The 13,691-nt window shown below is 50.2% G+C and carries 15 protein-coding genes; 9 read left to right on the forward strand and 6 right to left on the reverse strand.

What is annotated here, in order from left to right; translation table 11 throughout:
• Positions 1 to 34: 34 nt before the first annotated feature.
• Entirely contained in the window at positions 35 to 2,251 is a 2,217-nt protein-coding gene (gene glgB, locus CRN95_RS08105; RefSeq protein WP_097020578.1) for a 1,4-alpha-glucan branching protein GlgB, read from the reverse strand.
• A gap of 126 nt (positions 2,252 to 2,377) precedes the next feature.
• On the opposite strand from glgB, the gene CRN95_RS08110 reads away from it, so the two are divergent.
• Complete coding sequence (locus CRN95_RS08110) at positions 2,378 to 2,809, forward strand: thioesterase family protein (RefSeq protein WP_015732505.1); 432 nt, start codon at positions 2,378 to 2,380, stop codon at positions 2,807 to 2,809.
• 78 nt (positions 2,810 to 2,887) lie between these two features.
• Here the strand turns inward: CRN95_RS08110 and CRN95_RS08115 are convergent, their stop codons facing one another.
• Both CRN95_RS08115 and CRN95_RS08120 read right to left on the reverse strand, forming a co-directional pair.
• Complete coding sequence (locus tag CRN95_RS08115; RefSeq protein WP_097020579.1) at positions 2,888 to 4,108, reverse strand: iron-containing alcohol dehydrogenase; 1,221 nt, start codon at positions 4,106 to 4,108, stop codon at positions 2,888 to 2,890.
• Positions 4,109 to 4,118: 10 nt separating this feature from the next.
• Complete coding sequence (locus CRN95_RS08120; protein ID WP_097020580.1) at positions 4,119 to 5,570, reverse strand: aldehyde dehydrogenase family protein; 1,452 nt, start codon at positions 5,568 to 5,570, stop codon at positions 4,119 to 4,121.
• 113 nt (positions 5,571 to 5,683) lie between these two features.
• Between CRN95_RS08120 and CRN95_RS08125 the strand changes: the two genes are divergently transcribed.
• From CRN95_RS08125 to CRN95_RS08155, 7 genes are read left to right on the forward strand one after another with little or no spacing between them, the layout of a single operon-like run.
• The gene (locus CRN95_RS08125; RefSeq protein ID WP_097020581.1) at positions 5,684 to 6,199 is read left to right on the forward strand and encodes a gamma carbonic anhydrase family protein; all 516 of its coding nucleotides are present in this window, start codon (positions 5,684 to 5,686) and stop codon (positions 6,197 to 6,199) included.
• Positions 6,192 to 7,157 carry a diacylglycerol kinase family protein gene (locus CRN95_RS08130; protein ID WP_088629140.1) on the forward strand — a complete coding sequence of 322 codons (966 nt, stop codon included), beginning with the start codon at positions 6,192 to 6,194 and terminating at the stop codon, positions 7,155 to 7,157. Before CRN95_RS08125 ends, CRN95_RS08130 begins: the two co-directional genes overlap by 8 nt.
• Entirely contained in the window at positions 7,154 to 8,176 is a 1,023-nt protein-coding gene (locus CRN95_RS08135; RefSeq protein WP_235002951.1) for a DapH/DapD/GlmU-related protein, read from the forward strand. The genes CRN95_RS08130 and CRN95_RS08135 overlap by 4 nt, the downstream gene beginning before the upstream one ends.
• A 23-nt stretch (positions 8,177 to 8,199) precedes the next feature.
• Positions 8,200 to 9,132: a UDP-3-O-acyl-N-acetylglucosamine deacetylase gene (locus tag CRN95_RS08140; protein ID WP_097020583.1), complete on the forward strand. Its 933-nt coding sequence runs from the start codon at positions 8,200 to 8,202 to the stop codon at positions 9,130 to 9,132.
• The gene (gene fabZ, locus CRN95_RS08145; protein WP_014545193.1) at positions 9,119 to 9,556 is read left to right on the forward strand and encodes a 3-hydroxyacyl-ACP dehydratase FabZ; all 438 of its coding nucleotides are present in this window, start codon (positions 9,119 to 9,121) and stop codon (positions 9,554 to 9,556) included. Before CRN95_RS08140 ends, fabZ begins: the two co-directional genes overlap by 14 nt.
• A 13-nt stretch (positions 9,557 to 9,569) precedes the next feature.
• Positions 9,570 to 10,478, forward strand: a complete 909-nt coding sequence (locus CRN95_RS08150; RefSeq protein ID WP_097020584.1) for a sugar phosphate nucleotidyltransferase — start codon at positions 9,570 to 9,572, stop codon at positions 10,476 to 10,478.
• Between the two features lie 52 nt (positions 10,479 to 10,530).
• The gene (locus tag CRN95_RS08155; protein ID WP_097020585.1) at positions 10,531 to 11,322 is read left to right on the forward strand and encodes an RNA methyltransferase; all 792 of its coding nucleotides are present in this window, start codon (positions 10,531 to 10,533) and stop codon (positions 11,320 to 11,322) included.
• 57 nt (positions 11,323 to 11,379) lie between these two features.
• Here the strand turns inward: CRN95_RS08155 and CRN95_RS08160 are convergent, their stop codons facing one another.
• Both CRN95_RS08160 and CRN95_RS08165 read right to left on the reverse strand, forming a co-directional pair.
• On the reverse strand, positions 11,380 to 11,811 hold the full coding sequence (locus tag CRN95_RS08160; RefSeq protein WP_088629135.1) for an FdtA/QdtA family cupin domain-containing protein: 432 nt from the start codon (positions 11,809 to 11,811) through the stop codon (positions 11,380 to 11,382).
• 255 nt (positions 11,812 to 12,066) lie between these two features.
• Positions 12,067 to 12,174, reverse strand: a complete 108-nt coding sequence (locus CRN95_RS08165; protein WP_235002952.1) for a zinc ribbon domain-containing protein — start codon at positions 12,172 to 12,174, stop codon at positions 12,067 to 12,069.
• Positions 12,175 to 12,306: 132 nt separating this feature from the next.
• Here CRN95_RS08165 and CRN95_RS08170 point away from each other — a divergent pair, with 132 nt between their 5' ends.
• Positions 12,307 to 12,741 carry a dUTP diphosphatase gene (locus CRN95_RS08170; RefSeq protein WP_097020586.1) on the forward strand — a complete coding sequence of 145 codons (435 nt, stop codon included), beginning with the start codon at positions 12,307 to 12,309 and terminating at the stop codon, positions 12,739 to 12,741.
• A 4-nt stretch (positions 12,742 to 12,745) separates the two neighbouring features.
• Here CRN95_RS08170 and CRN95_RS08175 read toward each other — a convergent pair whose 3' ends face one another.
• Positions 12,746 to 13,594, reverse strand: coding sequence for a hypothetical protein (locus CRN95_RS08175; protein ID WP_097020587.1), 849 nt, complete (start codon positions 13,592 to 13,594; stop codon positions 12,746 to 12,748).
• Positions 13,595 to 13,691 lie beyond the last annotated feature (97 nt).

Consider the following 13,691-nt stretch of genomic DNA (forward strand, 5'->3'; position numbering starts at 1 on the left):
TTCAGGGATTTTAATAACTGCGTCGAAGGCGCGATTATCTCTCGAGTTTGAAGTAGACTGCTGCAAGAGGCGGAAGCTTGATATTCAAGCTCCATTCACGATTCTGCCACGGAACGTCTTGCGTCCAGACTTCACCGAGATTGCCCACGTTAGAGCCGCCGAACATGGCTGCATCGGTGTTGAAAATTTCTTTCCAAGCACCGCGAGCAGGAGCGCCCAGACGGTAATCGTTACGGACAACTGGCGTGAAGTTGAACACGCAGAGAATCATGTTGCCGTGGTCATCTTTACGGACAAAGCTTACGATGGAATTGTCGGCATCGTCGCACCAGATCCATTCAAAGCCGGTGTAGTAATGGTCGATTTCCCACAGCGGAGCATTTTCCTTATAGATGTGGTTCAAGACCTTCATCATTTCGAGGAGCTTGCCGTGGCTATCCCAGCTGACCAAGTGCCAGTCGAGTGAACGCTTTTCGTTCCATTCGCGGAACTGACCGAATTCGTTGCCCATGAAGTTGAGCTTCTTGCCCGGGTGTGCGTACTGGAAAGCGTAGGTGAGGCGGAGGTTTGCAAACTTCTGCCAGTTGTCGCCAGGCATCTTGCCAAGCATGGAACCCTTGCCGTGTACCACTTCGTCATGGCTGAAAACTTGTATGAAGTTTTCAGAATAAGCGTAGACCATGCTGAACGTGAGCTGGTTGTGGTGGTACTTGCGGTGGATCGGTTCGTGCTGGATGTAGGAGAGGAAGTCGTTCATCCAGCCCATGTTCCACTTGTAGTGGAAGCCGAGACCGCCCTGCTCTGGCGGGCGAGTGATGCTCGGGAAGCTTGTCGATTCTTCGGCGATGAGGATGGCATGCGGGGTCAGGCGGCCCATGATGCTGTTCAAGTGCTTGAGGAATTCGAGCGTGTCATAGTTGATGTTGCCGCCGTCCTTGTTTGGCACCCATTCGCCCGGACCCTTACCGTAGTCGAGGTAAAGCATGGAGGCTACAGCGTCGACGCGGAGACCGTCGCAGTGGAATTCCTTGAGCCAGTACATCGCATTTGCAATGAGGAAGTTCTTGACTTCGTTACGGCCGAGGTTAAAGATGTATGTGCCCCAGTGCGGGTGTTCGCCCTGACGCGGGTCGGCGTGCTCGTAGCAGGCGGTGCCGTCGAAACGTCCGAGAGCGTGTGCATCCTTCGGGAAGTGGGCCGGAACCCAGTCCAAAATCACGCCGATTTCGTTCTGGTGGCAGAGGTCCACAAAGTGGCGGAACTGGTCCGGTGTGCCGTAGCGGCTCGTGGGGGAGTAGTAACCGGTAACCTGGTAGCCCCAGGATTCGTCGAGCGGGTGTTCGGCGAGCGGCAAGAATTCCACGTGCGTGTATCCCATTTCCTTGAGGTACGGGATGAGGCGTTCGGAGAGTTCGTCCCAGTTGAGGAAACGGTCCGGATTAGCCGGGTCGCGACGCCAGGAACCGGCGTGGACTTCGTAAATGTTCATCGGAGCGCCAAAGACCTTTGTGGCCCAGTGCGTCTTCATGTAAAGATCGTCGCCCCATTCGTAACCGTCGAGGTGGGTCGTGATGGATGCTGTTGCCGGGCGGACTTCGGCGAGCTTTGCAAGCGGGTCCACCTTCACATGGAGGTTCCCGTCGGCACCGTGAATTTCAAAGCGGTAAAGTTCGTTTTCACCAAGATTCGGAATGAAGATTTCCCAAATGCCCGAAGCGCCGAGCATGCGCATCTGGTGACGACGGCCGTCCCAGCTGTTGAAGTTGCCGACTACAGAAACGGCACGAGCGTTCGGAGCCCAGACGGCGAAGTGTACGCCTTTGAATCCCTGGTGTTCGATGAGGTTAGCGCCGAGCTTGCGATAAAGTTCGTAGTGCGTGCCTGTTGCAATCAGGTGGCGGTCAAAGTCGCTGAGGACCGGCAAGAATGCATACGGATCGACGAGCGTGTATTCGATGCCGTCGCCCTGCTTGATGATGAGCTTGTAGAAGAACGGCTTATATTCCAAGTCGAGGATGGCTTCGAAAAATCCTGTGTCGCCAAGCTTCACAAAATCAAATTCTTCAGTGCCGTCGCACGATTCACCGCGGACAAAGCTGGCCTGCGGCTGGTAGGTGCGGATGACGGTCTTGATCCCGCGATCGGTTTCGAGCGGGTGGATACCTAAAATTGAAAACGGGTCTTTAGTCTTGAAGTCCCAAATTGCCTGCATGTTTTCTGCGGTCAGGCTCGTGAAATCGTTCCATTCCATAGATTTTCTCACTTAATGTTTTAACGCAAAGAAAAATAACATAAAATGGGAATGTTATGCGAATAATTGCAATAAAAACCGTAATATTTGGATTATTATTACATTTGTATCGAATGGAGGCTTATAATGGCTGTAGTGATGGAAGAAAATGCAAATCCGATGAAGTTTGAAAAGCTTTTTAAGGTGACGCCCGAGATGATTGATGAAAACAAGCACATGAACAATGTTTGGGCGGTGCAGTGGGTTCAGGATATTTCGATTGCCCATTCGGATTCTGTCGGTGCGACGGATGTCATGTACCAGTTCGGTTGCGGCTGGATGATCCATACGCAGTTTGTGGAATACAAGAATCAGGCGTTCTTGGGCGATGAAATCCGTGGTACGACTTGGGTCGCTGGCTACAGCAAGGTCGCGAGCGTACGCAAGTGCCGCTTTGAACGCGTTTCCGATGGCAAGGTCGTTTTTGAATCCGAGACGCAGTGGGTTCTCATGGATATGAAAAAGGGACGGCCGTTCGCCATCCCTCAAGAAATTAAAGACCGATTTCAAGTAAAGTAAGGAATGTCATGCCGGCCTCTTGGGGGCTTGGCTTCCATTTTGTCATGCCGGCCACCGAGCTGGCATCGCCATCTTGGATTACATTTTTGTTCCTTTGACAATCTTATAGAGCGTTTCGAGCTCTTTCGCATTTAATATTTTCGGCACAGGGTAAAGCGGGTTCGCTTCCTTGCTTGCCGACTTCGCGAGTCTTGGAATGTCCTCGGTTTGGATAAATTCCAAGTGTTCTGGGATTTCCATAGATCGGTTCAGCTCGCGGATTTGCATAATGAAAACCTTGGATGCTTCATGGTTGTCGAGCTCTGCCGGGACGGCGCCGATGGCTTTTGCAAAGAATCCAAGGCGGGCTTCGCAGGATTCTCCGTAAAATTCCAGAACGTGCGGTAGAATTACGGCGTTTGCAAGTCCGTGTGGCGTGTGGTACATGCCGCCTAAGCTATGGGCAATGGCGTGCACATAACCGACATAGGCGCGCGTAAAGGCAAATCCTGCGAGATATGCTGCTTTTTGCAGGTTTTCTCTTGCTTTGATGTTGTGCCCATCGCGATAAGCGTCTTGAATGTTTTCAATAATCAGTCGACCGGCGAGAATTGCGGCTTCGGCACTGCCATTGAAATTGCTGTAGCCAATGTAAGCTTCAATTGCATGCGTGAGCGCATCCATGCCTGTTGTCGCTGTAAGATTCGGAGGCAAGTCGAGCGTGATGTTGGCATCGAGAATCGCAAGGCTTGGAATCAAGACAAAATCGTTAATCGGATACTTCTCATGTGTCTGCGGATTAGAAATCACGGCGGCCACAGTCGCTTCGCTCCCTGTCCCCGCCGTCGTCGGGATGGCCACGAGATACGGGATCTTGCGAAGAACGCGGAGCGTCCCTCGCATAAAAGTAATTGGCGTCCAGCGCCTTGCAATGCGGATGCCTACGCCTTTTGCGCAGTCGATTGCAGAACCACCACCAAAGGCGACGAGCCCCTTGCATTTGTTTTTGCGATAAATGCGAGCCGCTTCGTTGATGTTGTCTATGGACGGGTTGGGGATGGTCTTGTCGTAAATAGCGTAATGGATTCCTGCTTCATCCAAGTACTTCTTGATGTTTTGGAAATGCTCAGTCTTGGCCAGGAATTCGTCTGTAACGAGCAAAACTTTTTCGATGTCGTTTGCCTTGAGGTGCTTAGGGAGTTCTTTTAAGCTCCCTGCGCCGTGAATGAGCTGCGGCTCGCGCCATGGCATAAAGTGAACGCCGACAAAGAACGCTTTTTGGAAAGCGCGGCAGGCGAATCTGTAAAGGAAAGATGCCATAAGTGACCTCCTACATCGACTTTAAAAAGCGTAATGCTTTTTCTGCAAAGTTTTGAATTTTGGAACGCAAACTGCCCGGAACAATTCCATAAGGCGGGTGGAAAAATGTCACTGCATCGAACCCTTTCTGTTCCATGATATTGCGCTCGTGGCTAAACGTCTTGAATCCGAAAAATCCGTGGTAATTGCCGGTACCGCTCATGCCCACACCGCCAAAGGGAACTTCAAGATTCTCGATTTGGATAATGGTGTTGTTCACGCAAGTGGAACCCGATGTGGTATGGCTCAGAACGTAATTGATATCGCGTTTGTTTGTACCGAAAATGTACAGCGCAAGCGGTTTTGGGCGGCTTTGCACAAAAGCAATCGCTTCGTCAAGATTCTTGTAGGCGATAATCGGCATAATCGGTCCGAAAATTTCGGACTTCATGATTTCCATGTCGGGCGTGACGTTGGTAAGCACTGTAACTGGCGTGTAGCAATTTTCGATATCGCTCACTCCGCCGATGACTTGCTTAGCGCCTTTGGCAATTGCATCCTTGATGAGTGCGGCATGGCGCTCTGTGGCGCGCTTGTCGACGATGTGTACAAAGTCTTTGCATTCATGGCGCTTGGCTTCGGTATCGCCGAATCTGCGCTTGATATCTTCGGCAAATGCTGCTGCAAATTCCTGAACTTTGTCTTCAGGGCAAAGGGCGTAATCAGGTGCAATGCAGGTCTGCCCGCCATTTAGCGTCTTGCCCCAGGCTATTTGCTTGATATGCTTCTTGACGTTAACGCCGGGGAGTAGAATCGTGGGCGACTTTCCGCCAAGTTCAAGCGTGATGCTCGCGTGGTGCTTGGCTGCCATTTCTGCAATGTGTGCGCCGACCTTCGGACTCCCTGTAAAGAATACATGGTCGAACGGAAGCTCTAGTAACTTGTCTCCAATTTCAGCTCCTTCGCCTTCAATCAGTGCAATTTCATTTTCAGGGAAAAGTCCATTAAACATTTTCACGAGAACTTCGCTTACGTGCGGCGTCTTGTGTGAAGGCTTCGCCATAATCACGTTGCCTGCCGCAATTGCTGAAATAATCGGGTTCACGAGTAGCAAGAACGGATAGTTCCACGGCGCAAAAATAAGCACGCGGCCTTTGGGCTCGTAGTGGAGGCGGCTCTTGGACGTGGGCAAAAAGAACACGCGACTTGCGCTTTTGTCCTTCATCCACTTTTTTAGGTGGCTGATGGTGTGGTCGATTTCTTCGATGGTTGGGAAAATTTCACTGAGCCAAGCTTCGAAACGGGGCTTGTGGAAGTCCTGCCAAACCGCTTCGTAAAACTCTTCTTGGTGCTTCACGACGGCTTCACGAAGCTTTTTCAGCTTCTGGATACGCTCCTTGGCGCTCGTCTGGGCTATTTTCCAGCGATTTTCCCCTTGAGCTTCAAAAATATTTTTGATATCGATCCCATGTATTTCGTTCATACACAATAAGATAGAACAAATTGAGCAAAAACGGCGTTTTTGGTATTGAAAAACAAAGCTTTTTTAAAAATTATTCTGTTTCATCTATTCATGTATTTTTGTAAATTGAAACTATGGGTTCCATAATTAAGTATAAAGGCAAAGCCCCGCAGGTGGGGCAGCGCGTATTTATCGCCGAAGGTGCATGCCTTGTGGGCGATGTGTGCATCGGCGATGATTCGTCTGTGTTTTACAATGCCGTGTTGCGTGCCGATTTGGCAGAAATCAAGATTGGCAAGCGTACAAATATCCAGGATAATGTGAGTGTTCATGTTTCGACGGGTGTCGGCGTAAACATTGGAGACGAGGTGACTGTTGGTCACGGTGCTGTGCTCCATGGCTGTACGATTGAAGACAATGTTCTTGTGGGCATGGGTGCAATTATCATGGATGGAGCCCTTATCATGAAAAATTGCATTGTCGGTGCAGGCGCTCTTGTGACGGCTGGAAAAAATTTCCCCGAAAATTCTTTGATCGTGGGATCTCCGGCGCACATCGCTAGAACACTGACTGCAGACGAAATTAAAAACGTAAAGATTGGCGTAGAACACTACTTGGACGCAAAGGATGAACTTCTAAAAGATGTATAAGTTCTTTTTCCTAATAAATCCGGTGAGTGGAGGTGGACAAGGTAAGGTCATCCATAAGTTTCTTCCTGAAATTATGGAGTCGATGGATTTTAAATCAGACGAGTGGAAGTCTGAATTTACGCGCAAGGAAGGAATGGATGAACAAATCCTGACGGCGCTTTCCTCGACAGAAACGCTTGTGGCAGTTGGCGGCGATGGAACGGTATCGTCGGTGCTTTCGATTATGCTTGAGTCCAGGTTTGCGGACAAGGTTCAGATCGGACTTATCCCGCTTGGTACTGGCAACGACCTGGCCCGCGTGCTTGGACTTTACAAGCCGTTTGTGGATAAGGGACTTCTATATCTGGTGCGTAGGCTCCTCATGGCGAAGTCTAGGCCGTTTGATATTTGGACCGTGAACGGCAAGTATGCGCTTGCAAACTATTTCTCGGCGGGTATTGATGCGCGTATTGCGCACGATTTTAACCAGGACCGTGCAACAGGCGTTATTTCTTCGAATTCCGTAGTTGCAAATAAATTGCATTACGTTAAGCGATTCTTTGCCGATAGGGCGTATTACTTGAAGCGTGGTCGGATTTCCATGAAAGTGCAAAATTCAGATCATGAGGAATGTGTTGATTTGACGGGCCACAAGACCGTCATTGTCGGGAATATCCCGAGCTTTGCCAGTGGCGCCAACCCGTTCTTTAAATCCAACATGGCTGATGGCTATTTGGAAGTGGTCTGCGTGCCGAATATGCTGAACTTTTTGCTTGCGATTGCGGTTGGAAACATTCCGGTCGTTGGCTATATCATGAAAAAGTATTTGCTCAAGTCGCATAAGGTGCGTTCTCTGCAACTTGATCTTGCAGATGACGAATACATCCAGCTGGATGGTGAAGACTTGAGTGGTAAAGTGGGCGAACATGTTACCATCGCTTTTGCAAGCCAGGTGCGCATGCTCACGTTAGAGGAATGATGTTTTCGGTTTCTTTATCTGAAATTCTTGAAACGATGAATCTTAAAATGCCTTCGAACGAGGGCGTTTTAAATTTTGAACTGACTGGATTTTCTTCGCTGGATCAGGCGGGAATGCACGATGTCTCGTTCTGGACTGGCGATGCCAAAACAGAAACGGGGCTTGCAGGGAATGCCGGTGGCGTGAGCGCAAGTGCTTTTGCGGGCGTTACGGCTGGACTCCTCTTTGTACCGAGTTTGTACGAAAAATATTGCGTGGATGGTCACTCGGAACTTTTGCCGAATGTGCATTTTGTATGCCCGGTTGAAAGTCCGTACCATGCGATGGTGACGTTCATGAAGGAATTTGTGGAACGTCGAGAAGTTTTTGAAGAAACGAAAATTGCAGCTTCTGCACAAGTTCATGCTTCGGCGGTTGTCGAGGGCGTGGTGGGCGAGAATGCTGTTATCGGCCCGAATTGCGTAGTGATGAAAGGCGCTACGATTGGCGCAGGCTCGATTCTTGAAGCGAGTGTGACTGTTTACCCGCGTGTGACGATTGGCGAAGATTGCGTGTTCCAGGCGGGCGTTGTCGTGGGTCCTCGTGGTTTTGGATTTTATGAGTACGAAGGCAAACGTCGTATGGTGCCGCATTTGGCGGGAGTCCACATTGGGAACCGCTGTAGCTTTAGCGCTAATGATGTGGTCGCTGCAGGCTTTGTTTCTCCGACGGTGATTGGCGATGATTGCCATTTCGATACGTTCGTGCAAGTGGCGCATAACTGCCGTCTTGGGAACAACATCATGATGGCGTCGCAGTCTGGCGTGGCGGGCTCCGTGATTATGGAAGATGACGTGGAATTCGCTGGTGGTGTGCAGTCGGCGGGGCATTTGACGATTGGTAAGGGTGTGAAAGTCGCAGCCAAGGCGGGCGTGACCAAGAGCCTCAAGGCGGGCAAGGTTTACGCGGGCTACCCGGCCGAAGAAATTGACGTTTGGCGCCGCTCCGTCGTGAAACTCCGAATGATGGGCAAGAAATAATTTTATAAATTCCCGTTATCTAAATGAAAAAAGATTCTCGTAAAAGCCCGCGTGAGTGGGAATTTAGTTCTGCGTCTTTGTCTTATGGCAAGGCGAACGTAAAAATTGAGGTCCAGGAGTACAATCCGCAACTGGAGCCTCGCGTTGAATGGCGCGTGGGCGGTCGTTCTTTTTACAGTACCGATTGCGCAAAGTGCTTCACGGATTTGAAGTTTAGCGTGGCCCGTACCGCAATTTACGAATTGGGCGAAGGCGCTCAAGCATTGACTCTTGCGTCCCCGGAACACCTTGCACCAGTATTCTTGATGTGGCCGTCTCGCCGCTTTGTGGTCGATGTCGCCTGCAACGAAGAAAGTGAAAAAGGGTGTGTTGCTGAAGTCCCGCTGATGGACGGCAGTGCGCTTCCGTTCTTTAGCGAATTTCGCAGAAATGTGGGTGCGCCCGAAGAACTCGCTTTTTACGATGTTCCCGTGCATACTTCGTGGGACTTGTTCCGCACGGATGTCGCTGATGATGCTCAAGCTCAAAAGCCTTACGGTTCCGTGAAAATCATGCCGAGCGAAGCGTTCGAAGTGGAATACATCCTGGAACGAAACGAAAACGGTCGCGTCTTTAAGTCGGCGGCGAATGTTTCCATTTACTCGGCAGAAGACTTGTACAATGTCTTTGCGGCGAGAACTTTCATTTTAAAAAACGAATTTGACGAAGCCCGCAAGGCAGGTTTGCTTGGCGGGGTGGATGAATCCTGTGGGCTCTTGCTTGACAATTCTCCGGAGGCTGTAGCCCCCGTGTTTAGAGTTGCCGATGAACCCGCTCGTCATAAAATCCTCGACCTGTTGGGAGACCTTTGCTTTGCAAAGCCCGCACTCCCGAAAGTTCGTCTGGAAATCATCAACGGTGGTCACTTGAGCCACAGAACAATCTTAGAAAAGGTGTTGCCCTATGCTTTACAATGAAGAACAAGTACATGCCCTCCTCCCTCAGAAGGCTCCGTTTGCTTTCGTGGACGAAATTCAGGAAATCACCGAAGGTGACCAGCCGTCTATCGTTGCTGTTTGGCACGTGACGGGCAAGGAAAAGTTCTTTGACGGTCATTTCCCGAACAATCCGGTGCTCCCGGGCGTGATTCAGATCGAATCCATGGCTCAGGCCGCAACGCTCTTGACGATGATCGCGAAGAAGGCCGATGTCGAAGGCAAGCGCCCGGCATTCATGGGTGTCGAAAACTGCCGCTTCCGCGCTCCGGTGATCCCGCCGCAGGACTTGACGCTCAAGGCTACGCTCGTGATGGCTCGCCATGGCATTTACAAGTACACTGGCGAAATCTGGCAGGGCGAAACGCTTATCTGCAACGCCTCCTTTAGCGCTGCAATGGTCTAATTAAGGCTGTGTTATGACGCGAGCTGACGATAAATTGAACGTGTTGATTTTAGCGGCTGGGCTTGGCACAAGGCTGAGACCTTTGACGTCGGAAATCCCGAAGCCGTTGGTTCGCGTTTATGACAGGAGCATTCTCGAAATCCAGATGGAGCGGGCGAAGTCGCTTGGCGATGTTCGCTTGCACGCGAATGCGCATTACCTGGCCGACCAGATTGTAAGCGAAGGAAAGCGCCTTGGCTTTGAAAAAGTCTGGGTCGAAACGCCTGAAATCCTCGGAACGGCAGGCCCGTTGCGCCGGATTTATGCGGCGGGGTATCGCGGAGGCCTCTTGATTATGAATGGCGACGCGTACTGCAATTTTGACTTGGGTGCGTTTGTGCGGAATGCACAAGCTGCGTACGAAGCGGGGAAGGCTGATGGCTCAAACCGCTGTGAGGCTGCTCTTTTGGCGGTCGATTTCCCGAAGGTGAACACGTTCCGCGTAGGGGCTGATGGTTGCCTTGCGGGCGTTGCCGGACGTTTCGGTGCAGATACAGGAACTGCAGCGACATTCTCCGGAATCTCGTGGTACAGCGATGAAGCTTTGTCTCGGATTCGTGACGGCGAATTTGATATCCGTGAATTCTGGAAACAGGAAATTGCGGCTGGCCGTGCGCCGTTTGTCGATATGTCGCAGTTGCATGCTACTTGGATTGACATGGGTTCGCCTGAAGGTCTCATGGCTGCTGTGGAAGCGCGTTTGGTGGAATGTGGCCGCGACAAGAATGAAGCGGTTGTGGAACCCGGCGTTGTCATTCCTGACGGTGTGAAAATTGCTCATTCTGTGATTTTTAAAGGTGCCGAAATTCAACCCGGCGAGACCATCGAAAACGAGATCCGTGGAAAAGGATTTAAGTGGGTAGTCAGTGAGGCGTCATCCTGAACAAGCGTAGCGCAGTGAAGGATTCAGGAAGATCTTTTAAGAGTTTTTGATTATGCGTAAATTTAGAGTTGTTTTAGTAGAACCGGAACACCCGCACAATGTGGGTTTTGTCGCACGAGCCATGCATTGCTATGCATTGCCGGAACTTTATATTGTCTATCCGAAGCGCGACAAAGTCTTGGACAAATCTTACCATACGGCCGCCAATAGCCATGATATTCTGGATAACGCAAAAGTAGTCCACAAGTTTGAAGATGCCATTGGCGATTGCTCTTGCGCTGTCGCTTACAGCCGCCGTATTTTTGCAAGTTCTATCAAGCATACGATGGTGCAGAACTTGTCTGATATGCTTCCCGAAGACGGAACGATTGCTCTCGTGTTCGGTCGTGAATCTTGTGGGCTTGCGCTTGAAGAAGTGAACGCTTGCACGTACCAGTGCGAAATTCCGGTGCCGGGACTCATGAGCTTGAATCTTGGACAAGCGGTCTCGATTAGCTTGTATGAACTTTGCCGTTCCGGGGCACTCGCCAACGGCGAGGGCCGCGCGAAGCGCACAACGCGAGGCGTTGCCGAAACGGGTCCTGCAACTATTCAGCAGATTGACGGCTTCAAGAAGTTCCTCGACCGCTATCTCACGGGCCAGTATCACGATCAGGCATGGCGCGATAGCTTCCTTAACACGCTCTTGCAGCGCTTGCACCCGACACGTAACGAACTCTCAGCTTTGTTCGGTTTGCTCCGCAATTTGGCTGGCAAGCCCGCTCGCTTAGAGCACGCCGCTGAAAAAGAAGCAAAAAAAGCAGCACAAGAAGCCGCTCAAAAATCGTCTGAAAAATCGGAATAAGTGTTCTGAATTTTTTAGAGAATCTTTTGCCATCTTGGAATTGTTCCGGGATGGTTTTTAGTCTTTATGCTCTAAACTTTCGCGTTTGAAATCTTCATACTCGTAAATGTAATCGGATTCGTCGTAATGCTCGGAGGCGAGCACCATGCAGACAGCGCCCGAGGAAAAATTCTCGATTTCGCGCCAGTGCATTGTCGGGATGTAAAGGCCGTGATAGGAACGGTTCAGGGAATATTTGGAACGCGTCTTGCCATCGTCCAGAATCACGTCGAAGCTGCCGCTAGCAGCAATGATCAACTGACGGAGCTTGCGATGGGCATGGCCCCCGCGGGTTGTTCCGCCCGGGACGTCGTACAGGTAGTACACGCGCTTGATATCAAACGGGATGAGTTCGCCGCCTTCGACAACGCTCAAGTTGCCTCGCTGGTCGTGAGCGATAGGGATATCAATTAAACGCGGTTCTTTAAGCTGTTCTTCGTTCCATTCCATGCCTTTAATATAACAAAACCTTTTTGAAATGAAATTGCATAAAAATTATTATTGCAATTTTTATGAGAATAAGCGAGATTGTTGGTTTTGAAATAATGGTGTAGAGAAAGTTCGTTGTGATAATGGTTGCGTCGGCCAAGGATGGGGAGGGTGCAGGGAGGGGCCCGTGCGGCCTTCGCAACTCCGAGCTGGGGCCCCGCCCGCATGATGTACATTTTGCGTCTTGCAAAGATGTACCTTTGGCGGTGTGCCTACTTATCTCCAATGCTTTAACTGCGAGAGGTACGAATCGAAGGTCTTGCGGCGTTCTGCATCGGGCGTGTTGTCGGGATTCGGCATGTGCGTGAGCAAAAAGTCGAGCAACGTCTTGATGGAAACTCCTTTGTTCGATTACAGCGTCAAATATATCAACGCTCTAATGCAAAATCAAGAAACAGGCTGTTGCTTTCTGTAAAATGTAGTGCGGTAGGCAATTGGGAATGTTATATTTGCATCATGACCACAAAGATCATTAAAATTCAGTACCTAGACGATTCCATCCCGAAACTCACTTACGTTGGCGGCAAGTCCGACTGGATTGACCTCGCTGCTGCAGAAACGGTGACGCTCAAGGCGGGCGAATTCCGCCTGATTCATTTAGGTGTTGCGATGAAGTTGCCCGAGGGCTATGAAGCGCATATTGCACCGCGCAGTTCTACGTTCAAGAACTTTGGCATTTTGCAGGCGAATTCTGTGGGCGTGGTCGATTCGAGCTACTGTGGTGCAAACGATTGGTGGAAAATGCCCGTGTATGCGACCCGCGATGTTACCATTGAAAAAGGGAGCCGCATTGCGCAGTTCCGCATCATGGAAATTCAGCCGACGCTCACGTTTGTGGAAGGCGCACTTGATGGCGCTGACCGTGGCGGTTTTGGATCTACTGGAATTTAGTTCTTTAGAACGTGTGTTTCCACTGGGCTGCAATGGAATAGAATAACCATTCGCGGCCTGTTTTTGTCATGAATGGTTCGTGGGCATCGTCATCGTATTTTTCACGGAAACTGCGACGCGCTCTAAAGTCGGCTAGCACATATAGCAAGTCTTTCTTGCTAATCTTGATTTCTACCATGGGCCAAATATCGATGGTCATAAAGTCGCCATCGTAATTGCTCGAAAATTTGCCGTAATCGCTGCTCTGGTAATTTCCCCAAAGAGTTGCTCCAATGCCAGCCATTGAAACCTTGAGTGGCATTTGGTATCCCAGGAAATATTCCTGTTCGTACACCCATCCGTTTGCAAAACCGTAGGAATTTCGCCAACCCCAGACGGTTGATTTTGTGCCCGTCATTTTTTGGTAACCCGCTTTGTATGTAGCGGTCGTGACGACATGATGCCATTCGCCTTCCCAGATAGCTGCCAAGTCGAACATAAAGCAGGCGCTTGCCCATGTATAAAGATACCAGTGTGCAAATGGCGTTAGGTCTTTGTATTTGGTCTTGGATTCGTCAAGTTTGGCAAGACCTTGTATGTCGTCGGTGAGTGGCCAGCCTGTGCCAATGGTTCCGCCGATAGCAAATTCGAGGAACGCTATCGGTGAAAATGTCACGGAGGCTACAGGCGCAATGGTGACAGGAGATAGTTCTAGCCCGAGCTTGAATGCCAAATGGTTGTCCATGGTAAGTTCGTCTGAACCGTTCAAAAATGGCATGGTGTAGGTGGCGTCAAATTCAGTAACAGCTTCGACACCATCGTAAGCACCGCTAATCCCTGAAAAGTGCGAGGAACCTGTTTTATGGTCGACCATTGGGTAATACGCTGCCGATGTTGTGAGTGTAAACTCCAGAGGGGATTTTTTTTGTGGAGTAGGCTCTTCGGCAAAAAGCGCAGAACAAACTATTAAT

The organism is Fibrobacter sp. UWB16, from assembly GCF_900215325.1.
Lineage (GTDB): Bacteria > Fibrobacterota > Fibrobacteria > Fibrobacterales > Fibrobacteraceae > Fibrobacter.